Genomic DNA, 19,933 nt, shown 5'->3' with positions numbered 1-19,933 from the left:
TCGTGGCCATCCGGGCGCCCGTGCCGGAGATCTCCGCGGCTCGGTCCCACGGAGGAGGTTGCCCGATGACGGTGCTGAACGGCATGGCATGGAGCCACCAGCGCGGCCTCGGCTGCCTGGAGGCGGTGTCGGCCGGTTACGCGCGGCGGCATCCCGGCGTGCGGATCAACTGGGACCGGGTGTCGCCCGCGGAGTTCGAGGGCGCCCACCGAGCCAACGAGTACGACCTGATCGCGATGGAGCACCCCTACATCGGCCAGGCGCACGCCGACGCCGCGCTGGTACCGCTGGAGACGGTGCTGCCCGCACATGTGCTGGCGCAGCAGCGGGAGAGCAGCGTCGGTCCGAGCTTCGCCAGCTACACCTGGGCAGGCAGCCAGTGGGCGGTGGCGGTGGACGCCACTGCCCAAGTCTCCGCCTACCGCGCCGATCTGCTCGGCTGGCACATCCCACCGGTTACCTGGGACGAGGTGACGGCCTGCCTGAAGGCGCTGCCCCCAGGGCACAAGGCCGTGCTACCCGCCGATCCGATCCATCTGCTGTGCAGTCTGCTGACGCTGTGCGCGCAGCTCGGCGGCAGCGGCTGGCTGGACGGCACCGGGCTGGACCCCAACGTGGCGGTTCCGGCCGCCGAGCGGCTGCTGCACCTGTTGAAACTGGTCGAGCCCTGGTCGCTCGACGTCGGCGCGGTCGAGGCGTTGGAGGCGATGTCCACCGGTGCAGTGGCCTACGCGCCGATGGTGTTCGGCGACGTGAGCTACGCCCGCGAACTCCGCTACGCGGACATCCCCTCGCCCAACGGTGCCCTGGCGGGTTCGCTGTTCGACGGCATCGGCCTGGCGATCTCAGCGACCAGCGAGAAGACCCTCGCCGCCGCCCGGTTCTTGGCACATGCCGTCAGCGCCGAGTGCCAGCGCGGCGAATACGTCCGAGCGGGTGGCCAGCCCGGCAACCGGGCGGCGTGGACCGATCCGGACGTGGACGCGGCGGCGGGCGGGTTCTTCTCCGCGACCCTGCGAACCTTGGACCGGGCCTTCGCGCGGCCGCGGGATGTCGCTTACCCGGTGGTGCACCGCCGGGTCGCCGAGGAGATCCACCGGATGGTCCGGCGCGGCGTGACGGCACGGGAAATCGTCTCCCGCTGCAACGAGGTCTGGACCGCGACGTATGCCGAGCACGGGTCGGTCCGCCCGGAATCGGGTTCGCCGCTGGTCACGCCAGGCCGACCAGCGGGACCATGAGCAGGGTGCCGAGCACGACGAGGCAGATGCCGACGACGTCGAAGGTCGCCCCGGTGCGGATCATCCGGGTGATCGGCACCATGCCCGAGCCGTAGACGATCGCGTTCGGCGGGGTGGACACCGGCAGCATGAAGCCGTAGGAGGCGCCGAAGACCGCCGCGATCGCGGGGATCGCCGGGGACACGCCGACCGCGGCCGCGATCGGCACCACGATCGGCACGACGATGCCGACGCTGGCGGTGTTGCTGGTGGTCTCCGAGATGAGCACCGCGATGACCACGGCGAGCAGGGTGAGGTGAACAGGCTCGACACCCCGGTGGCGGCGGCCATCGACTCGCCGATCACCTTCGCCAAGCCGGTGTCCTTCATCAAGGTGCCCAGGGACAGGCCCGCACCCACCAGCAGCACGGTGCCCCAGTCGATCTTGGCGGCTTCGGTCCAGCTCAGCGTGAACCGCCGGGCGCGCCAGTCCACCGGCAGGACGAACAGCAGTGCCGCGGCCACCACGGCGACCACACCTTCGTCCAATCGACCGGCCACGGATTCGTAGCTCGCGGATTCCTGGCCCACCACCAGTGCCAGCGCGCTGGGGCCGATCCAGCACAGCACCGCCAGGACGAACGCGCAGGTGGTGTTGCGTTCACCGCGCGACATCCGGCCGAGGGACTGGCGCTGCTCGGCGACGTAGCTCGCCGCAGTGCGCAGGCGCCGGGTTTCCGGGCGGTTCAGCCACAGGGTGATCAGGCACATCGCCACGAACATCGGCAGCACGATCGGCGCGGTCGTGGCGCTCCACTGGGCGAAGGTGATCTCCCGGCCGGTCGCCTCGGAGAGCAGGTCGCGGCCGAGGATGTTGGCGGTGGAACCGATCGGTGTCAGCAGCCCGCCGATGCTCGCCCCGTACGCGATCACCAGCATCGTCGCGGTGGCGAAGCGGCTTCGCTTGCCGGAGTCCGCGCCGGTCACCGCGGGACCGAGTGCCCGGACGATGCCGACACCGATGGGCAGCAGCATCGCCGCGGCGGCCGAGTTCGACACGAAGGCCGAGATCGCGGCGGCGATCGCGCCGAAGGCGATGATGACGCGCGAGGTGCTGCGCGTGACACCGGGCAGCGCCAGCACCCAGAGGGCGAACCGGCGGTCGAGCCTGTGCACGGTCATCGCGCGGGCGATCAGAAAACCGCCGATGACCAGGAAGATCGTCGACGAGGAGAACGCGCCGAAGACCACGTCCGCCGCGTCACCGGCCGATTCCACGCTCGGCACCTGCAGCAGGATGCACAGGCAGAGCCCGACGATCGAGGTGATCGGGATCGGCAGCGCCTCGGTGATCCACATGACGATGACGAAGCCCAGCACGGCGAGCAGCCGCTGCTGGTGCGGCTCCATGCCCAGCGGTACCAGCAGCAAAACCAGCAGGATCGCGGGGCCGAGGACCAGGCCAGCGGTGTTGCGGCGCCGTTCGAAGCGCTGCTCGGCGGGGGACAGCAGTTCGTCCGGTGGCGAGGTGGTCGGTGCGGGGCTGGACGGTGTGTTCACAAGATTCTCCTCAACGCTGAGTTCTTGCTCCGACGCGGCTCGGTTCGTCAGGGGGCGCGGAGTTCGGCGAGCACTTCGCGCAGGCCGGGTTTGGTTTCCAGGCCGAAGCCGGGTTCCTCGGTCGGCCGGACCTTGCCAGCGCCCAGCAGGCAGCCCGCCGGATAGCCGCCGAAGGGTTGGAACACGCCGGGATAGGCTTCGCAGCCACCGAGCCCGAGTCCGGCGACGATGTGCAGGTTGATCAGGTGGCCGCCGTGCGGATGCGCTTGTCCGCGGTCGAACCCGTGCTCCTCCAGCACGGTCAGCATCTCGGCGTATTCGACGAGGCCGTAGGACAGTCCGGCATCCATCTGGAAGATGTCCCTGCCGGGGCGCATTCCACCGTGCCGCACCAGGTTTCGCACATCCGCGATGGAGAACAGGTTCTCCCCGGTGGCCACCGGCAGCGCACCGGCCGCGGTGATCCGGCGGTTGAGCCGGTAGTCCAGCGGATCGCCCGGCTCCTCGTACCAGCGGAGTTGGTACGGCGCGATGGCTTCGGCGTAGCGCAGCGCGGTGTCGATGTCGAAGCGCCCGTTGGCGTCCACCGCGAGCTTGTCCCCGGAGCCAGCCACGGTCAGGGCCGCTTCGATGCGGGCCTGGTCCTCGACCAGCGGTGCGCCGCCGATCTTCATCTTGAACGCGGTGAACCCCAGGTCCTGGTAACGGCGGAATTCCTCGGCGATCCGCGCGGTGCCCTCGCCGGGGACGTAGTAACCACCGGCCGCGTAGACATCGACGTCCACCGTGGACGGCAAGGGGCGGGCGAAGTGCTGAGCGATCTGCCGGTACGCGGGTTCGTCGGCGAGCTTGGCGTTGAGGTCCCAGAAGGCCAGCTCCACGGCGGCGATCGCGGCGGCGCGGTCACCGTGCCCACCCGGCTTCTCGTTGCGGGCGGCGATCCGCGCCACGGCCGCCGGGTCGAACCGATCGCCGGTTTCGGCGAGCAGTTCGCCGGGTTCGGCCGCCATCAGCCGGGGGAAGACGCGCTCCCGGAGGATGCCGCCCTGGCCGAAGCGCCCGATGGAGTCGAAGGCCACCCCGACCACCGGTCGTCCGCCGCGCACCACGTCGCTGATCACCGCGACCACTGACACCGTGTGCTCGGCGAAGTTCACCGACGAGTTGGCGATGTCCCCGTCCAGCCGAACGGTCTGCTCCCGCAGCTCCTTGATCCGCATCAGAGCTCGTCTTTCTCCCACCGGGCGACGGCTGTGTCGCAGATCAGCCCGGCTTCGCCGAGGTAGGAGTCCGGTTCGAGGCCCTCGACCCGCACGGTGATGCCGCGTTCAGCCGCGAGCCGCTGCACGGTTTCGCCGAGCGCGCCGCCGCCCTCGCGCACCTCCCGCGCCGCCGTGTAGACGAGGTCGTGCGCGGTCTCCCTGCCGAGGGACTCGGCGAGGTTGATCATCCACGCCTCGGCCATCAGCAGGCCGCCGTCCTGCGCCAGGTTGCGCCGCATGGCCTCGGTGTCCACCACGAGATCCCGAGCGATCTCACCGGCCAGGCGCAGCGCGCCACCGGCGAGGACCGCGAGCTGCGGTACCACTTCCCACTCGATCTGCCACTCGCCCGCGGAACGTTCGTGGCCCGCTTCCTGTGCCCGCACCAGCGCCGAGGACAGCGCACCAGCGGTTCCCGCCATCCCGATGATCGCCTCCGAGAAGATCGGGTTGGCCTTCTGCGGCATCGTCGACGAGGCGCCGCGGTGGTGACCGGCGGGTTCGTGCACCTCGCCGATCTCGGTGCGCGACAGGTCGGCGACGTTGCGCGCCAAGCGGGCGCACGTTCCAGCGAGCGTGCTGCACAGCCAACCGAACTCGGCGACGCCGTCACGTGCGGTGTGCCAGGGGACCGCAGTCGTGGTGAGCCCGAGCTCGGCAGCCAGCAGATCGCGCACCTGGGATGCGGTTGGGCCTTGCGCGGCGGAGGTCCCGCCAGCGCCGTGGCTGGAGATCAGACCGATCCGGGGTCGTGCTTCGGCCAGCCGCGACCGGTGTCGGCGCAGTTCTTCCAGCAGCGTTGCCAACGTTGCGCCGAGCGTGGTCGGAACAGCTTGCTGGGCATGCGTGCGGGCGGCCAGCACGGTGTCCCGGTGCCGGGCCACCTGCCGGGCCAGCGCGTCGCCGAACTCGGTCACCCGCTCGGTCAGCAGATCCAGCGCTTGGACGAGTTGGAGCGCGAGACCGGTGTCCATGATGTCCTGGGTGGTCGCGCCGAAGTGCACGCGCCCCGAGGCGTGGCCGTCCAGCGCGGCGCTGATCTGGCGGACGAGCCCGAGGATCGGATAGCCGACGTTGCGCGCCTGCGACCAGAGCAGGTCGAGGTCGATGTTGTCCAGCCGTGCGGCAGCCGCGATCGCCTGGGCGTCGGCGGCGGTGAGCACCCCGACCTCGGCCTGGGCGCGGGCCAGCGCCGCCTCGGTCCGCAGCCAGGACTGCACGGCGGACTCCGCCGAGAAGATCGCCGCCATCGCGGGATCCCCGTAGAGGTGCGACAGCAGCCCGAAGGGCGTTCGACGATCGGCGGAACCCATGCGGTGCCTCTTCCCTGTCCAGGACGGTTCAACAATCGATTCCAGAGTTCATGCCAGCGAAATGCCGATGTCAATGGGATGACCTCGGAAAACGTCTGCAACAAAGCTGGTAACGTTTGCAGCATGGCTCGGCTGAAGGACATCGCGGTTCAGCTCGACCTAGCCGTGTCGACGGTTTCCCGCGCGCTCAACGGCCATCCGCACGTGGACGAGCGGACGCGATCCCGCGTGCTGGCCGCCGCCGAAAGCCTCGGCTACCGGCCGAACGCGCTGGCGCAAGCCCTGCGCAGCAGCCGCACCCACACCATCGGGCTGGTGGTGCCCGACATCCTCAACCCGTTCTACGCATCCAGCGCCGCAGTCCTGCAGAACCACTTGGAACAACACGGTTATGGCCTGGTGCTGGCCGCCACGGAGAACGATCCGGTGCGCGAGGAGCAGGCGATCGCCCGGCTGCGCGGCGCCCAGGTGGACGGCATCGTGCTGGTGCCGAGTTCGTCGACCGGTGCGGCGCCGAGCCCGGACGGGACACCGCTGCCAGTGGTGGAGATGAACCGGCGATCCCGGTCCAAGATCGTCGACACGGTGGAATGCGACGAGGCCGAAGGGACCCGGTCGGTGATCGAGCACCTCCTGGCGCTCGGGCACACCCGCATCGCGGTGATCATGGGCCAGTCCAAGTTCAGCACGACGCGCAACCGGCTGGCCGGGATCCGCGCAGCGATGAGCGCCGCGGACCTGCCGCTGGACGAGGAACTGGTGCTGACCGGAACCCTTTCGCAGTCCTGGGGCACCAGCGCCGCGCAGCGGATCCTGACCATGCGGCCCCGGCCGACCGCGATCTTCGCCACCAGCGACCAACTCCTGCTCGGTGCGCTGCGCGCGGCCCGCGAAGCGGGGCTGCGGATCCCCGGCGACATGGCGCTGGCCGGGTTCGGCAACCGGGAGTGGGCGGAGGTGTGCGACCCGCCCATCACGACCTACCTGTTGCCGCTGGCGGAGATGGGCATGATCACGGCTCAACTGCTGCTGGCCCGGCTGGCCGATCCGGCGCACCGCGACACCCCGACCCACGTGCGCCTGACCGGCGAGCTGAAGATCCGGGCCTCGACGGCCGGATGAGTCCTGGACGAATCGGTCGACGCCCTGGATGATCTGCCTACCGCCGTCGCGGGTCGGGCTGATCCGCGATCCCGGCCGATGCCGGACGAGTCCTGCCAGCACCACCGAAAGCGGCCCCGAATGAGCACTGTGGACAGTTCGCCCGTCGATGCTGGCAGGTCCCGAAGCCGTGCGCTGATCGGCACCGCCGGTGCCGTCACCGGCTTGGCCCTATCCGCGGTGGTGGGTCCGTTCGTGCAGGCCCCGACGCTGTGGGGGCTGGTGCCGATCGTGCTCTACGCCGTGCTCGCGCTGGTCGGCATGGACATCGTGGTGGCCACCGTGATCGCGGTGATCTCCGCGCTGCTGATCATGCTGCCCACTCCGGCGCAGATCGGTGACCTGCTCGGCGAATCGCTCGGTGACCAGGTCACCGTGATCGGCATGGTGATCATGCTCGGAGCCGGGGTCGGCGAGATCCTGCGCACCACCGGTATCGCGGCAACCATCGTGCGCGGGGTGATGCGCGTGGTCGGGGAGCGCAACCGCACCGCCGCGACGCTCGGCGTGATGCTCTCCTGCCTCGTCCTCGTCGCCAGCCTCGGCACGCTGGCCGGTGCGCTGGCGATCGCCGCGCCGCTGCTGCTGCCGGTGGTCGCCCGACTCGGCTTCACCCGCTCTGCGACGGCGTCGATGATGTTCATCGGCGGCTGCGCAGGTCTCGCGCTCGCACCGTTCGCCGGATCCAACGTCGCGATCATGAGCGCCGCCGAGGTCGGCTACCCGCTGTACCTGCTTTATGGCGCGGGGCCGCTGGCGGTGTTGTCGCTGGTCGCGGGTCTGCTGATAGTGCCGTGGATGCAGCGGCGCACCGAAGGCGCGGCAGACCATTACGATGCAGCGGATCTTGGTGCCACCGACGAGAACCCGGTGGCGGGCCGTGGCCGCGCGACCGCGGCATTCGCCATCGCCTTGGTCGCCAGCGTCTGCTACGCCGTCGTTTCCGGGGCAGGTACCACGTTCCCGTTGCTCGCGCTGCCGGTGCTGGGCATCGTGGCGGGACTGGCCGGTGGGCTCGGCCCGACCCAGATCGCCGCGCAGATGTACGCGGGCGCGGCCCGGCTGGTGCATGTCTTCCTGCTGTTCTGGCTACTGGCCGTGCTGTTCGCCGGAATCGACGCGCTGCAGCCGTTCCAGGTGCTGCTCGACACCTACGGCACCAGCATGCGGGGCCTGTCGCCGTTCGTGTTCGCGCTGCTCATCGCCGTCCTCGGCTGGGTCGGTGTGCCGGGTGCGACCGCCGCGCAGGTGGTGTTGCTGGACAAGGTCTTCGGCGGCTTGGCGGCGAGCGTCGGAATCGGTGCGGGCGCCTGGGTCGTGGTCCTGCTGTTCGCGTCCAAGGCGGACACCTACGGACCGTTCCCGAACGCCAACATGGTCGGTGCGATGAGCCTGGCGAGGTCGACGAACCTGAAGAACACCCTGTTGACCGGCTTCGCGCTACTAGTGCCGTGCTGCCTGATGTACGCGGCGATCCTCTTCTTCGAAACCCGGTAGCCACGTCACAGTGCGAGTTCGGGTGAGCAGCCCTCATCATCCGGCGAGGCAGGCGGGGCCGATGGGTTCGAAGGTCTTGTAGCCGAGTTGGAACTCCTGGTGCCCCAGCGCTTCGGATTTGGTCGGCTCGCCGTGCAGGCAGTCGGCGATGACGTCGACGATCTCAGCGCCGACCTCGTCGAGCGTTGCCGCGTCTTCCAGGATCCGCCCGGCGTCGACGTCCATGTCGCCGCTCATCCGGCGGTAGGTGTCCGGGTTCGCGCACACCTTCACCACCGGCGAGATCGCCGAGCCGACCACCGAGCCCCGCCCGGTGGTGAACAGGACGACGTGCGGCCGCAGGCGATGAGCTCCACGATCTCCACGGTGTCGTTCATGTTCGGGTAGCCGTACCGTGGCTCGCCGTCGGGAACCACGTCCAGCAGGTACAGCCCGGCGGAGGGCGGCACATCACCCGGTTTCAGGATGCCCCGGATCCGCGACGACCCGCTCTTGGCGTACGCGCCCATCGACTTCTCCTCGATTGTGGTGAGCCCACCGTCCACATTGCCCGGTGCGATGCTGGCGTGCCCCAGCACCGCGTAGTAGCGCGCCGCTTTGTCGACGGTGCGGACGATTTCGGCGCCGAGCTCCGGGGTGGCCGCGCGATCGCGCATGTGGAACTCCGGCGTGAGTGTGACGGTGGTGCGGAAAACGCCGCTGGTGCTCGGCATGCTGCTGGCGTCGGTGATCGCGCTCGCGGTGCTGGCCCCGTCGCAGTGGATGGCGTTGGCCCTGTTCAGCATGAGCTACGGGTTCTTGATGATCGGTGGCCCATCGATCGGCTTCGTGACCCGACCAGCGCCGCGGACACGGGTACCCTGAACGCAAGAGATCTTCGATCGAGACAGGGTGACTGCGGTGTTCTTCACAATCCTCGGCTGGATCGTCTTCGGCTTGATCGCCGGTTTCATCGCCCGAGCGTTGGTTCCCGGCAAGGACGACATCGGCCTGATCCGGACGATCCTGCTGGGCGTCGCGGGCTCGGTGGTCGGCGGCTTCCTGTTCGGCCTGCTCACGGTGGGGATCCGCGATTTCCAACCGGCGGGTTGGATCGGTTCGGTCATCGGCGCGGTGATCGTGTTGGTGATCTACAACAAGATCACCGGCCGCAAGCGCAGGATCCGCTCCTGATCAGAGCTTGCGGCCAACACCGGCCAGCCCGGTGAACCGCTCGGGGCGCGCCCCGACATCGGTCGCGGCGGTGGGCCGCCACAGCGGCAGGTGCACCACACCGGGCTCCACCAGTTCGAATCCTTCGAAGAACCCGGTGACGGCGGCATGCGGGCGCATCGTCATCGGCGTGGCGGTGCGCTGCCGGTAGAGATCGGCGTGGGACGCGGCGACGTCGGGCCGCCCTTCGTCGGTGGCGTGCGAGATGACCAGGAAACTTCCGGGGACCAACGCGTCCCGGTACCGGGCGACGATGGCGCCCGGCTGGTCCGCGTCGCCGACGAAGTGCAGCACCGCGACCATCATCACCGCCAGCGGCTGGCTCAGGTCGAGCAGTTCGGAGACCTCCGGTGCGGCCAGCACCTTGTCCGGTTCTCGCAGGTCAGCTCGTACGATCGCGGCGTTCGGGTTGTCCCGCAGGAGGTTTTTGCTGTACGCGACGGCGACTGGATCGGTGTCCACGTAGACCACGCGGGTGCCCGGCGCCGCCTGCTGGGCGACCTCGTGCACGTTGCCGACGGTCGGGATGCCCGAGCCGAGGTCGAGGAACTGCCGGATGCCCTGGTCGGTGCAGTACTGCACGGCCCGGCGCAGGAAGGCGCGGTTGGCCTGCATGATCAGCGGGAGTTCCGGCCACATCCGGATGGCTTCCTCAGCCATCTGCCGGTCGACCGCGAAGTTGTGGTCACCGCCCAGGTAGTAGTCGTAGACGCGGGCCGCGTTGGGCTTGTCCAAGTCGATGTCATCCGACTCGGGCGGCAGGTCGGGCATCGGTTCCTCCTCACGGCTGGGCGGTGCGGCCCACCGCCCAGCCGTGATGCTAATCCCGCCCGTCGTGGCGTGTCCCGCTCGACGTCAAATCGCGGGCTCGCTGGCCCGGTCCAGCTTGACCACCACGCCGAGGGCCAGCAGGGCGACTGCCGCGCCGCCGGTCATGGTGATCGCCATCGCCGGTCCGTCGTTGCCGAGGACGCCGACCAGCGGTGCGATCAGCGCACCGAGGCCGAACTGCCCGGCGCCGAGCAGCGCTGCTGCGGTTCCGGCGGCTTCGCCGTGCCGGGACAGGGCGAGGGCCGGGGCGTTGGGCAGCACGAAACCCATCGCGCCCAGCACCAGCCACAACGGGACGATGAAGCCGAACAGACCGCCGGTTTCGGTGGTGGTCAGGACGGTCAGCACCAGCCCGGCGACCGTGGCCGCGACCAGCGCGCCGATGACGATCTGCTTGGGCGTGTACCGGTTGAGCAGCACGACGTTGAACTGCGAAGCTCCGATGAGTGCCACCGCACCGACGCCGAAGACCAGCCCGAATGCCTGCTGGTTGAGCCCGAACTGCTCCTGCAGCACGAATGACGAGCCGGAGATGTAGGAGAACAGCGCCGACATCGCCAGTGCCGCCACGATCGCCAGCAGCACGAAGTCGCGGTCGGTGAGCAGGTTCCGGTAGAGGCGCAGCACGGGCCGGAATTCCGCGGCTTGGCGGCGTTCTGGCGGCAGCGACTCCTTCAGCGCGACGATCGCGACGACCAGCAGGATCACGCCGAGTACCGCCAGTGCGGCGAACACGCCGCGCCACGACCCGGTCAGCAGGAGAGCGCCGCCCAGGCTCGGCGCGAGAATCGGCGCCACGCCCATCACCAGCATCAGCCGGGACAGCGCGGTGGCCGCGGCACGCCCGCTGAACAGGTCGCGGACCACGGCCAGCGCGACGACCATGGCCGCGGCCGCGCCGACGCCCTGCAGCGTGCGCAGCGTCCCCAGCACCGGCACGTTCGGCGCGACGAGGCAGGCCAGCGAGGCCACGATGTGCAGGGCGGTGCCCGCGATCAGCGGAGTTCGCCGACCGACGATGTCGGAGAACGGGCCGATCAACAGCTGGCCCAGCCCCAGCCCGAGCAGCGTGCCGGTCAAGGTCAGCTGCACGGTGGAAGCGGATGCCTGCAGGTCGTTGCCGATCGCGGGCAACGCGGGCAGGTACATGTCGATGGTCAGGGGTCCGAGGGCGATGAGCGCCCCCAGCACCAGGATTACCCGGAATCGGTCGAATCCGGTCGGTTCATCGGTCACCGGATGCGCACGGTGTGCAGGTGTGCTGTGCACCGCAACGTTGTCCATCGTTACCTTTCGAATTCACCGCGGGTGGGTGAGGAGAAACTGACTCGGGCTTCAGCAAGCGGCTCGATCGTTTTGTTCCCGAGGGCGTGCTGAATCTGCTGTGATGCGGACTACATCGGTGTGCCATCAGCGAGAACACGTTGTTCCAGGCCATGTTTCGCGCACGTTACGGTTAACGTCGCTAAATATCCACTGTGGACGAAAATGATGTACCGCGAGAATGTCAAATGAATTTTTCCGGACCGGCCCCACCTGAAGAGAATCAAGTGCCGCCGAACTGATCATTGTGCTGCCCAACGGAATTCGCGTCGTGGATTTCCATTGGGCAGCACAGGGACATGCGGTCAGGCGGTTCGGCCGCGGGCGATGAGGTCCCGCCGCTCGCGTTCGCCCAGACCGCCCCAGACGCCGTAGGGTTCGCGGGCTTTCAGCGCGTGCGCCCGGCACTGCGGCAGCACCGGGCACTGGTGGCAGACGAGCTTCGCCCGCCGTTCGCGGTTGTCCCGGGCGCTGCCGCGTTCGTTCTCCGGATGGAAGAACCGGCTCGTGCTCAGCTCGCGACAGGCGGCGTGGAGTTGCCAGTGCCAGGCTTCGCTGACCGGTTCGGGCAACCGAGCTGTTGCGGCCATTGCTACCACCTCCGGTAACGGTGGGGTTCGCTGGCGCCCAGTTGCCCTACCCGGCGAAGCGCGACGGCACACCTGCGCCGGGCAACGATCTCCGTTGATCGGGCCAGTTCACCGATGTGTTCGCATATCTGGCCAACAGGTGCGGTCCGGGCGCGAGAAGTCCGCTGGTCGACGCGGCTGTCGCGCTTCCGGTCGTCGGTACGCTTGAGCGGCTGGCCGGTGATGGGAGCGGGAGATGCACGGATACACCCAGGACAAGGACAACTACCTCAAGCGCCTGGCGCGCATCGAGGGGCAGATCCGCGGGTTGGCCCGGATGATCGAGGAAGACAAGTACTGCATCGACATCCTGACCCAGATCTCCGCGGCGACCAAGGGGCTGCAGGCGGTGTCGCTGCGGCTGCTGGACGAGCACCTCAAGCACTGCGTGGCCGAAGCCCTGGCCGAGGGCGGCCGGAACGCCGACGACAAGGTGCGGGAGGCCAGCGAAGCCATCGCCCGGCTCGTCAAATCCTGAACGAGACGAGGTGAGGGGCACCCGTGACCCAGTTACTTGGTCACGGGTGCCCCTCACTCGTCATCCGATCAGGTCTGGGACTGCAGACCCCGCATGGTGTTGATCTCGGCCTGCTGGGTGTCGATGATCCGCTGGGCCAGTTGCTTGGCCGCTGGGAACTGGCCGCTGCTCAGCTCGGTCTGCGACATGGCGACCGCGCCCTCGTGGTGCTTGATCATCATCGCCAGGAACTGCCGGTCGAAGTCCGCGCCCCGAGCCTGGCTGAGTTGACCCATCTCCTCGTCCGACATCATGCCGCCGTGGCCCATGTCACCGTGCTGCATACCGGGCATGGACTCCGCGGCACCCCAGTCGCGCAGCCAGCCGGTGAGCGTTTCGATCTCCGGGCCCTGCGCGGCCTCGATCTGCCGGGCGAGGTTCTTGACCTCCTCGGACTGGGCGCGCTCCGGCGCCAGCCGGGCCATCTCGATCGCCTGCTGGTGGTGCGGGATCATGCCCTGCGCGAAGGTCACGTCGGCCGCGTTGTGCGCGGCTTGGCCGCTGCCCTCCGGTTGGGCCGTGCTGGTCGGCGCTCCGTGGCCGGGCATGTTGCCCATGTCCTCGCCACCACCGCAACCGGCCAGCACGGCCGCTGCCGCGACCACGCCGATCGCGATGCTGAGCACGCGTGTGCGTTTCATGGTTTTCCTCGTCTTTCGTGCGCTGAATCAAGACATGGCGGGTCCAGCCACGGCATCGGGTCCGCGGCTGTTCAGCTGTCCATCAGCGCCGGAGCACGCACAAAACCGCGAGGCGACGAGGTACCGGGGTGGGCGGTCGGAGCTGCTCGAGCGCCGTCCGCATGAGCAGCCTCGACGGCTCGGCCAACGCGCTGGCGATGCGGCGCAGCAGCGGGAGCAGGAGCAGGACGAACCCAGCGGCGATCGCCAGGCACAGGTGCAACAGGCCGTGATCCGGCATCGGAGACGGGGCGCTGTGCTCGGCCGCCATCGCGGAATGCGTCGCGACCGCTGCGGGAGGATGGGCCTGGTCGTGCTGCGCGGGCACGTGGTGCATCAGCACCACGCACAGCGCGAGGACCACCAGCAGTCCCCACTTGATCAGCTCCGACCGAGCTCGCACGGGCTCCACCTTACTGAGACCGGATCGATCCGCCTGTCAGGACTTGACCAGGCGCGCGATCGCGTCGCTGGCCTCGCGGATCTTCTCGTCGGCCTGCCCGCCGCCCTCCACTAGCGCCTCGGACACGCAGTGCTTGAGGTGCTCGTCGAGCAGACCGAGGGCGACGGCCTGCAGCGCCTTGGTGGTGGCCGAGACCTGGGTGAGCACGTCGATGCAGTACTCGTCGTTGTCGATCATCCGCGCCAAGCCACGCACCTGACCCTCGATCCGGCGCAGTCGCTTGGCGTAGTCGTCCTTGTTGTGCGTGTAGCCGTGCATCGAATCCTCCCGAGTGCTCCGCGCTACCCGCCTTTATACCCTAGGGGGGTAATTTCGGCAAACCCCGCTCACAAGAACCCGCCCGGTGTGACCTGCTCTTTCGCCGACTCCGGATGCCGCTGCTCGGCGCGCCGCAGCCACAGGACCCCGCCGAGTTGCACGAGCGCGGCGCCACCGGTCAGCGCCGCGGCGACGACCGCGAACCACGGCCAGCCGTAGACGACGCCCAGGACGAGGGCGGCCACGAAGAACAGCGACGTGCGCACCAACAAAACGGTGAGCCGACTCCTGTTGATCACTCCCGAACCACCCTCCCACAGACGTTCACCTCCGCAGTGTAGGTGTTTGAGTCCATAGACCGACGCCGCGACCAGCGATATCGATCTCGATGAGGGAGGCGGCCGTACTCGGTCAGTTGGGTTCGGCTAGGGATTGGGCTATTCGGGTTCGTTCGAGTTCTTCCTTGGCCGACTGGCGCTCTGCCGCCGCTGCGACTTCCGCTGCTTGGTCCGCGGCCACCACCGCGACGCCGTCCGCGTCGCCGACCAGGTAGTCGCCGGGGGCGACCACCACTCCGCCGACCGCTATCGGGCGGTCCAGGTAGCCGGGGCCGAACTTGTACGGGCCCGCCGGGGTCACGGCGCGGGCGAAGACCGGGATGTCGAGCCGCTGGAACGCGGGCACGTCGCGGACCGCGCCGTCGATCACGATTCCCGCGCAACCGCGGGCCTTGGCGCGACCGGCGACGAGTTCGCCGACCAGGGCTCGGGAGACGTCGCCACCACCAGCGACCGCCAGCACCTCGCCGGGTTGGATCGCCGCGACCGCGTGGTGCACCCAGAGGTTGTCACCTGATCGCGTCAGCACGGTGCGGGCTCGGCCGACGAGCACCGCGCCCGGCCACGTCGTGCGAATACCCGAGTCGCACACGTTGAGGCGCTCCATCGCATCGGAGATGTTGGCGACGGGCAGCTTCGCTAGTCGATGAACCAGGATGTCGGTGTTGTCCAACGGAATTCCCCTCCAACGCCGGAATGCGACCACGCACATGATCATGTTGCGCGCCGGGTCGTGCTGGGTGGCCGGATTCGCCGGGATGGGCCCTGAACGTCGGCGTTCGATGCGTCCTGGCGGCGGTACGGAGGGTGGTTTTGCCGTGTTTGGATCATTCGTGGTGATCCGCCGCCTCACCACCACCCACGCCGCCGTCGTCGGCGTCCGCGATGGAAGGAGGCTGCGATGATCCGTCGCACCAGTGCGATCGTCGCCTGTGCCGCAGCACTGACGCTGGTGTTCCCCCTGACCGCTTCGGCGGCCGAGGCGACGCCGGTCGCCACCGGGCTGGAGATCCCCTGGGGCCTGACGTTCCTGCCGGATTCCTCGGCGTTGTTCACCCAGCGCGACACCGGGCAGATCATGTCGTGGAAAGACGGGCAGGTCACCGAGGTGCAGCGGATCGAGGACTCGCAACCCACCGACGGCGAAGGCGGCCTGATGGGGCTCGCCGCGTCGCCGAACTTCGAGTCCGACCAGACGGTGTTCATCTTCTACAGCACCGCCGAGGACAACCGGATCGCCAAGCTGCGCCTAGGTGAGGCCCCGCAACCGATCCTGACCGGCATCCGGAAGAACCAGTACCACAACGGCGGTCGACTGGCCTTCGGTCCGGACGGCATGCTCTACGCCACCACCGGTGACGCGCAGGACCCGGACAGTTCGCAGGACGTGAACTCGCTCAACGGCAAGATCCTCCGGATGACCCCGGACGGCGCCCCAGCACCGGGCAATCCGTTCGGGGATTCGCTGGTCTACTCGATGGGTCACCGCAACCCGCAGGGCCTGGCCTGGGACGGCGCGGGTCGGTTGTTCTCCGCGGAGTTGGGGCAGAACACCTGGGACGAGGTCAACCGGATCGATGCTGGCAAGAACTACGGTTGGCCGGTGTGCGAGGGCCAGTGCGGCAACGACCAGTTCGTGGACCCGCTGGTCACCTGGCCGACCGCGGAGGCGTCGCCCAGCGGCCTGGCGATCCACCAGGGTGCGGTTTACGTCGCGGCGCTGCGCGGCCAGCGGCTGTGGCAGATCCCGCTGAACGACGACGGCACGCTGGGGCAGCCGACGGCGTTGTTCCAGGGCGAGTTCGGCCGGTTGCGCACCGTCCTCCCAGCACCCGACGGCACCCTGTGGGTCACCACGTCCAACCGCGACAACAACGGCGTTCCCGTCCCCGATGATGACCGCATCCTCAGCGTCACGTTCTGAGCACGCGACCGGGTGAAGAGTGAAGGGCACCTTTGACCGACTATGCCGGTCGAAGGTGCCCTTCACTCGCGTCACTCCGGGTCGAACCAGTTGCGGGGTGGGTTGGAGACGGTTGGTGCCGCGCGGGGTAGATCGGGTTGTGCGGCCCAGCGGATGCCGTTGGCGAGGATCCGGTGGATCTCCGGCTGGTTGTAGACCGGGTAGCGTTCGTCGCCTGGGCTGAAGTAGAAGATGCGGCCCTGGCCGCGGTGGAACGTCACTCCGGAGCGGAACACCTCGCCGCCGGTGAACGAGCTGATGAAGACGAGTTCGTCCGGCGTTGGGATGTCGAAGAACTCGCCGTAGGTCTCCTGTTCGGGGATCACCAGCGGGTTGGGCACCCCCTCGGCGATCGGGTGCGTCGGGGCAACGGTCCACAGCACTTCCCGTTCGGCGGCGTTGCGCCAGCTCAGCGAGCAGGTGGTGCCCAGCAGCCGGGTGAAGATCTTCGAGAAGTGCCCGGAGTGCAGCACCAGCAGTCCCATCCCGCCGAGCACGTGCCGCTGCACCCGGTCGACCACGTCGTCGTCGACCTGGCGGTGCGCCTTGTGGCCCCACCACAGCAGCACGTCGGTCTCCGCCAGCACGGCCTCGCCCAGTCCGTGCTCCGGATCGCTGAGCAGTGCGGTACGAACGGTCGCATCCGGCAGCTGACCGCCGATTCCGGCGGCGATGGCACCGTGGATGCCGTCCGGGTAGTACGCGGCCATCCCGGCAGGGTCCTTCGTGGACTCGTGGACACCCTCGTTCCACACCGTGATCCGCAGCGACTGGCTCATTCGACCGTGATCTCCCTCTTCTCGTTGGCGGATTGGTAGCAGGCGTCGATCACGCGAGCCCGTTTCAGGGCGAGGGAGCCGTCGTTCGCCGCCCACTCCTGCGGGGTGCGCAGCACGCGGACGAAGTTCTCGACCACCCCGGCGTGCGCTCGGCCCGGCTCCGCCGTCGGCGAGTAGTCCGCTATCTCACCGTCGGTGTCCTTGTAGACGCGCAAGTCGGCGACCGGGCATTTCGTCGCGCCGACGGCCCTGAGCTCGGCGCCGCCTTCGGTGCCCAGGAGGCTGAAATCGATCAGGTCGGTCGGATCCCGGAACGCCGCCCACGACGTCTCCAGCACCAGCGTGCCACCGCCTTCCAACCGGATGAAGGCTGCCGCGAAGTCCTCCACCTCGAACTTCGAGTCGGCGCTGCTCTTGGCGCTCCACTTCATCTCACCGATGTTGCGGTGCCCGAGCTCGGCGTAGGTGACCGCGCTGACCGAAATCGCGCGCGGCTCGCCGAGCAGGAAGAGCGCGTAGTCGAGCACGTGCACGCCGATGTCGGCCAACGGGCCGCCCCCGGACATCTCCTGGTTGGTGAACCAGCTGCCCAGACTCGGGATTCCGCGCCGCCGCAGCCAGGACGCCTTCGCGTAGTACGGCCGCCCCACCTCGCCCCGGCGGATGATCTCGGCGAGGGTCTGGATGTCGCCGCGCAGCCGGTGGTTGAACACGACGTCGAGCACTCGACCGGCGGCGCGCGCCGTGTCCACCATCTGCTGGCCCTCGACGGCGTTGCGCGCCAGCGGTTTCTCGCTCAGCACGTGCAAGCCGCGCTTCAGGGCGGCGATGGCGATCGGGGCGTGCAGGAAGGTGGGGACGGCGATGCTGACCGCGTCCAGTTCTGGCACCTCGACGAGCTTTTCCCAGCTGTCGAACAACATCGGCGCGCCGTACTGCGCGCCGAGCGAGCTGAGCAGGTCGGGTTCCTTACCGGCGATGGCCACGATCTCGACGTTCGGCAGCGCGTGGTGGGCGGCGAGGTGCTGCTGGCCAGCCCAACCGACGCCGACGACACCGACCCGAAGCGTTGGGTCACTCATGAACGGGCTCCTTCGACTGTGACAGGTGTGTTCAGCCTTTGATCGCACCGGCGGTCAGACCGGCCACGATGCGCTTCTGGAAGATCAGCACCACGATCAGCAGCGGGATGGTGACCAGCACCGATGCCGCGCTGATGGTGCCGATCGGCTGCTCGAACTCGTTGCTGCCGGAGAAGAACGCGATGGCCACCGGCACGGTCCGGGCCGCCGGGGTGGAGGTGAGCGTGACGGCCAGCAGGAACTCGTTCCACACCGAGATGAACACCAGGATCGCGGTGGTGGCGATGCCGGGCACCGCCAGCGGCAGGATGATCTTGCGGAATGCCTGGAACGGGGTCGCACCGTCGATCAGCGCGGATTCCTCCAGTTCGAAGGGGATTTCGCGGAAGAACGAGGTGAGCACGAAGATCGCCATCGGCAGCGCGAAGGTGAGCTTGGGGATGATGAGCCCGGCCAACGTGTCGTAGAGGCCGATGTCGCTCCAGATCGTGAAGATCGGCGCGGCGATGGCGATCACCGGGAACGTGGTGACCGATAGCACGAGGCTGAGGATCAGCCCCTTCCGGCGGAGCTTGAGCCGTGCCAGCGCGTAGGCGGCCAACGACGCGAACAGCAGCGCGAGGCTGGTCGTGATGACCCCGACCAGCACCGAATTCCCCAGCGCGGTGAGGAAATTGCCGTTGCGGATGACTTCCAGGTAGTTCTGCGCCGAGGGGTTGGTGGGGTAGAGCGACCCGGCGGACAGATCGCCGCCGGTCTTCAGCGATGTGTTGATCAGCCAGTAGAAGGGCACCAGCGAGCCCAGCATGACCAGCACGACGAAGATCAACGTCACCGGCCGCAGCCGGTTGCGGTCTCTTCGTCCGCGCACCGTCGGCACCCGCGGCGGGACGGGCTTCGCGATCTCGATGGTCGTCGACATCAGTGCTCCCTCGCGACGTCGCGAATGTTGCCGCCCGCGAACCGGATGTAGACCAACGACACCAGCATGACCGTGCAGAAGGTCAGGATGGACAGCGCCGAGCCCTGCCCGATCAGCCTGCCCTCGCGCAGTTCCTGGTAGGCGAGCATGGACATGGTCTGCGTGCCGTTGGCCCCTTTGGTGAGCACGAACGGCAGGTCGAAGATCCGCAGTGCGTCCAGCAGCCGGAAGATGGCCGCGAGCGCGATCGCGGGCCGCAACAGCGGCAACGTGACCTGCCAGAACGTTTGCCACCGGCTGGCCCCGTCGAGGTCCGCCGCCTCGTACACGTCGGCGGGGATGACCTGGAGTCCGGCCAGCACGAGCAGCGCGACGAACGGCGCCGTCTTCCACACGTCCGCGACGATGAGCACCGCCATCGCGTAGCCCGGCTCGGCGAGCCACACCAGATCGCCGCCGGGCAGCCCCAGCGCCCGCAGGATCGCGGTCACCAGGCCGAGGTTGGACTCGAACATCGCCTGCCAGGTGATGGCGCTGACCACGGTGAGCACCGCGTAGGGGATCAGCAGGGTGGAGCGCAGCAGACCCCGGCCGCGGAAGGCCATGTTGAGCAGCAGCGCCATCGCGATCCCGAGGACCACTTCCAGGGCCACCGAGACGAAGGCGAAGAAGAACGTCTGACCGAACGCCTGCCACCAGGCCGACGAGGTCAGCGCCGCCCAGTAGTTGCTCAGCCCGACGAACTTCGACAGACCCGCCTGGCGCAGGCTGTATACGTTCAGCGAAAGCCAACCGGCGTAGCCGATCGGCACCGCCGCCACCAGGAACATCGCGACGAGCGCGGGGGTGACCATCCACACCGCGGTGCGCCGCTGCTGGAAGTCGACCCGTTGCCGCTTCGGTTTCGTCCAAGTGCTCATGGC

22 protein-coding genes and 2 pseudogenes are annotated in these 19,933 nt (G+C 68.6%); 7 read left to right on the top strand and 17 right to left on the bottom strand.

Annotated features, from left to right (window positions below; translation table 11 throughout):
- The first annotated feature begins 65 nt into the window (after positions 1 to 65).
- Complete coding sequence (locus MOQ72_RS30430; RefSeq protein ID WP_242189185.1) at positions 66 to 1,241, top strand: extracellular solute-binding protein; 1,176 nt, start codon at positions 66 to 68, stop codon at positions 1,239 to 1,241.
- On the opposite strand, the gene MOQ72_RS44720 is transcribed toward MOQ72_RS30430, so the two are convergent.
- The 4 genes and pseudogenes from MOQ72_RS44720 to MOQ72_RS30415 all read right to left on the bottom strand — a co-directional run bounded on the left by MOQ72_RS44720 (position 1,213) and on the right by MOQ72_RS30415 (position 5,355).
- Positions 1,213 to 1,509 carry an anion permease gene (locus tag MOQ72_RS44720; RefSeq protein ID WP_308197994.1) on the bottom strand — a complete coding sequence of 99 codons (297 nt, stop codon included), beginning with the start codon at positions 1,507 to 1,509 and terminating at the stop codon, positions 1,213 to 1,215. The genes MOQ72_RS30430 and MOQ72_RS44720 overlap by 29 nt on opposite strands.
- Positions 1,510 to 1,601: 92 nt before the next feature.
- A pseudogene (locus tag MOQ72_RS30425) lies at positions 1,602 to 2,630 on the bottom strand (SLC13 family permease); the annotation flags it as partial.
- A gap of 197 nt (positions 2,631 to 2,827) precedes the next feature.
- On the bottom strand, positions 2,828 to 4,000 hold the full coding sequence (locus MOQ72_RS30420) for an enolase C-terminal domain-like protein (RefSeq protein ID WP_242189184.1): 1,173 nt from the start codon (positions 3,998 to 4,000) through the stop codon (positions 2,828 to 2,830).
- The gene (locus MOQ72_RS30415) at positions 4,000 to 5,355 is read right to left on the bottom strand and encodes a class-II fumarase/aspartase family protein (protein WP_242189183.1); all 1,356 of its coding nucleotides are present in this window, start codon (positions 5,353 to 5,355) and stop codon (positions 4,000 to 4,002) included. The genes MOQ72_RS30420 and MOQ72_RS30415 overlap by 1 nt, the downstream gene beginning before the upstream one ends.
- A gap of 123 nt (positions 5,356 to 5,478) precedes the next feature.
- Between MOQ72_RS30415 and MOQ72_RS30410 the strand changes: the two genes are divergently transcribed.
- On the top strand, positions 5,479 to 6,477 hold the full coding sequence (locus MOQ72_RS30410; RefSeq protein ID WP_242189182.1) for a LacI family DNA-binding transcriptional regulator: 999 nt from the start codon (positions 5,479 to 5,481) through the stop codon (positions 6,475 to 6,477).
- 120 nt (positions 6,478 to 6,597) lie between these two features.
- Positions 6,598 to 8,013, top strand: coding sequence for a Na+/H+ antiporter NhaC family protein (locus tag MOQ72_RS30405; protein ID WP_242189181.1), 1,416 nt, complete (start codon positions 6,598 to 6,600; stop codon positions 8,011 to 8,013).
- A gap of 36 nt (positions 8,014 to 8,049) precedes the next feature.
- Here the strand turns inward: MOQ72_RS30405 and MOQ72_RS30400 are convergent.
- Positions 8,050 to 8,669: pseudogene (locus tag MOQ72_RS30400) on the bottom strand (hypothetical protein).
- Positions 8,670 to 8,682: 13 nt separating this feature from the next.
- On the opposite strand from MOQ72_RS30400, the gene MOQ72_RS30395 reads away from it, so the two are divergent.
- Positions 8,683 to 8,877 carry a hypothetical protein gene (locus MOQ72_RS30395; protein WP_242189180.1) on the top strand — a complete coding sequence of 65 codons (195 nt, stop codon included), beginning with the start codon at positions 8,683 to 8,685 and terminating at the stop codon, positions 8,875 to 8,877.
- Positions 8,878 to 8,913: 36 nt separating this feature from the next.
- Entirely contained in the window at positions 8,914 to 9,186 is a 273-nt protein-coding gene (locus tag MOQ72_RS30390) for a GlsB/YeaQ/YmgE family stress response membrane protein (RefSeq protein WP_242189179.1), read from the top strand.
- On the opposite strand, the gene MOQ72_RS30385 is transcribed toward MOQ72_RS30390, so the two are convergent.
- The 3 genes from MOQ72_RS30385 to MOQ72_RS30375 all read right to left on the bottom strand — a co-directional run bounded on the left by MOQ72_RS30385 (position 9,187) and on the right by MOQ72_RS30375 (position 11,969).
- Positions 9,187 to 9,996: an SAM-dependent methyltransferase gene (locus MOQ72_RS30385; protein ID WP_242189178.1), complete on the bottom strand. Its 810-nt coding sequence runs from the start codon at positions 9,994 to 9,996 to the stop codon at positions 9,187 to 9,189. It abuts the gene before it with no gap.
- A gap of 84 nt (positions 9,997 to 10,080) precedes the next feature.
- On the bottom strand, positions 10,081 to 11,292 hold the full coding sequence (locus MOQ72_RS30380; RefSeq protein ID WP_242189177.1) for a multidrug effflux MFS transporter: 1,212 nt from the start codon (positions 11,290 to 11,292) through the stop codon (positions 10,081 to 10,083).
- A 392-nt stretch (positions 11,293 to 11,684) separates the two neighbouring features.
- A complete protein-coding gene (locus MOQ72_RS30375) occupies positions 11,685 to 11,969 on the bottom strand; it encodes a WhiB family transcriptional regulator (protein ID WP_242189176.1) in 285 nt (94 codons plus the stop codon).
- A 235-nt stretch (positions 11,970 to 12,204) separates the two neighbouring features.
- Between MOQ72_RS30375 and MOQ72_RS30370 the strand changes: the two genes are divergently transcribed.
- Positions 12,205 to 12,486: a metal-sensitive transcriptional regulator gene (locus MOQ72_RS30370; protein WP_242189175.1), complete on the top strand. Its 282-nt coding sequence runs from the start codon at positions 12,205 to 12,207 to the stop codon at positions 12,484 to 12,486.
- Between the two features lie 68 nt (positions 12,487 to 12,554).
- Here the strand turns inward: MOQ72_RS30370 and MOQ72_RS30365 are convergent, their stop codons facing one another.
- The 5 genes from MOQ72_RS30365 to MOQ72_RS30345 form a co-directional block, all read right to left on the bottom strand.
- Entirely contained in the window at positions 12,555 to 13,166 is a 612-nt protein-coding gene (locus MOQ72_RS30365) for a DUF305 domain-containing protein (protein WP_242189174.1), read from the bottom strand.
- 82 nt (positions 13,167 to 13,248) lie between these two features.
- Positions 13,249 to 13,608 (bottom strand): hypothetical protein, encoded by a 360-nt coding sequence (locus MOQ72_RS30360; protein ID WP_242189173.1) that lies wholly within the window; start codon positions 13,606 to 13,608, stop codon positions 13,249 to 13,251.
- Positions 13,609 to 13,644: 36 nt separating this feature from the next.
- Positions 13,645 to 13,926 carry a metal-sensitive transcriptional regulator gene (locus MOQ72_RS30355; RefSeq protein WP_242189172.1) on the bottom strand — a complete coding sequence of 94 codons (282 nt, stop codon included), beginning with the start codon at positions 13,924 to 13,926 and terminating at the stop codon, positions 13,645 to 13,647.
- Positions 13,927 to 13,994: 68 nt separating this feature from the next.
- Positions 13,995 to 14,225, bottom strand: coding sequence for a hypothetical protein (locus tag MOQ72_RS30350; RefSeq protein WP_242189171.1), 231 nt, complete (start codon positions 14,223 to 14,225; stop codon positions 13,995 to 13,997).
- A gap of 112 nt (positions 14,226 to 14,337) precedes the next feature.
- Positions 14,338 to 14,937, bottom strand: a complete 600-nt coding sequence (locus MOQ72_RS30345; RefSeq protein WP_242189170.1) for an RraA family protein — start codon at positions 14,935 to 14,937, stop codon at positions 14,338 to 14,340.
- A gap of 228 nt (positions 14,938 to 15,165) precedes the next feature.
- Between MOQ72_RS30345 and MOQ72_RS30340 the strand changes: the two genes are divergently transcribed.
- Complete coding sequence (locus tag MOQ72_RS30340) at positions 15,166 to 16,188, top strand: PQQ-dependent sugar dehydrogenase (protein WP_242189169.1); 1,023 nt, start codon at positions 15,166 to 15,168, stop codon at positions 16,186 to 16,188.
- Between the two features lie 71 nt (positions 16,189 to 16,259).
- Here the strand turns inward: MOQ72_RS30340 and MOQ72_RS30335 are convergent, their stop codons facing one another.
- Genes MOQ72_RS30335 through MOQ72_RS30320 form a run of 4 tightly spaced genes read right to left on the bottom strand, consistent with a single transcriptional unit; the run spans position 16,260 to position 19,930 of the window.
- Complete coding sequence (locus MOQ72_RS30335; protein WP_242189168.1) at positions 16,260 to 17,006, bottom strand: ThuA domain-containing protein; 747 nt, start codon at positions 17,004 to 17,006, stop codon at positions 16,260 to 16,262.
- Positions 17,003 to 18,088, bottom strand: coding sequence for a Gfo/Idh/MocA family protein (locus MOQ72_RS30330; RefSeq protein WP_242189167.1), 1,086 nt, complete (start codon positions 18,086 to 18,088; stop codon positions 17,003 to 17,005). Before MOQ72_RS30330 ends, MOQ72_RS30335 begins: the two co-directional genes overlap by 4 nt.
- Positions 18,089 to 18,119: 31 nt before the next feature.
- A complete protein-coding gene (locus MOQ72_RS30325) occupies positions 18,120 to 19,010 on the bottom strand; it encodes a carbohydrate ABC transporter permease (RefSeq protein ID WP_372495583.1) in 891 nt (296 codons plus the stop codon).
- Complete coding sequence (locus MOQ72_RS30320) at positions 19,010 to 19,930, bottom strand: carbohydrate ABC transporter permease (protein ID WP_242189166.1); 921 nt, start codon at positions 19,928 to 19,930, stop codon at positions 19,010 to 19,012. The genes MOQ72_RS30325 and MOQ72_RS30320 overlap by 1 nt, the downstream gene beginning before the upstream one ends.
- Positions 19,931 to 19,933 lie beyond the last annotated feature (3 nt).

Source organism: Saccharopolyspora soli, from assembly GCF_022678645.1.
Lineage (GTDB): Bacteria > Actinomycetota > Actinomycetes > Mycobacteriales > Pseudonocardiaceae > Saccharopolyspora > Saccharopolyspora soli.
This window is presented reverse-complemented; position numbering and strand designations above follow the sequence as displayed.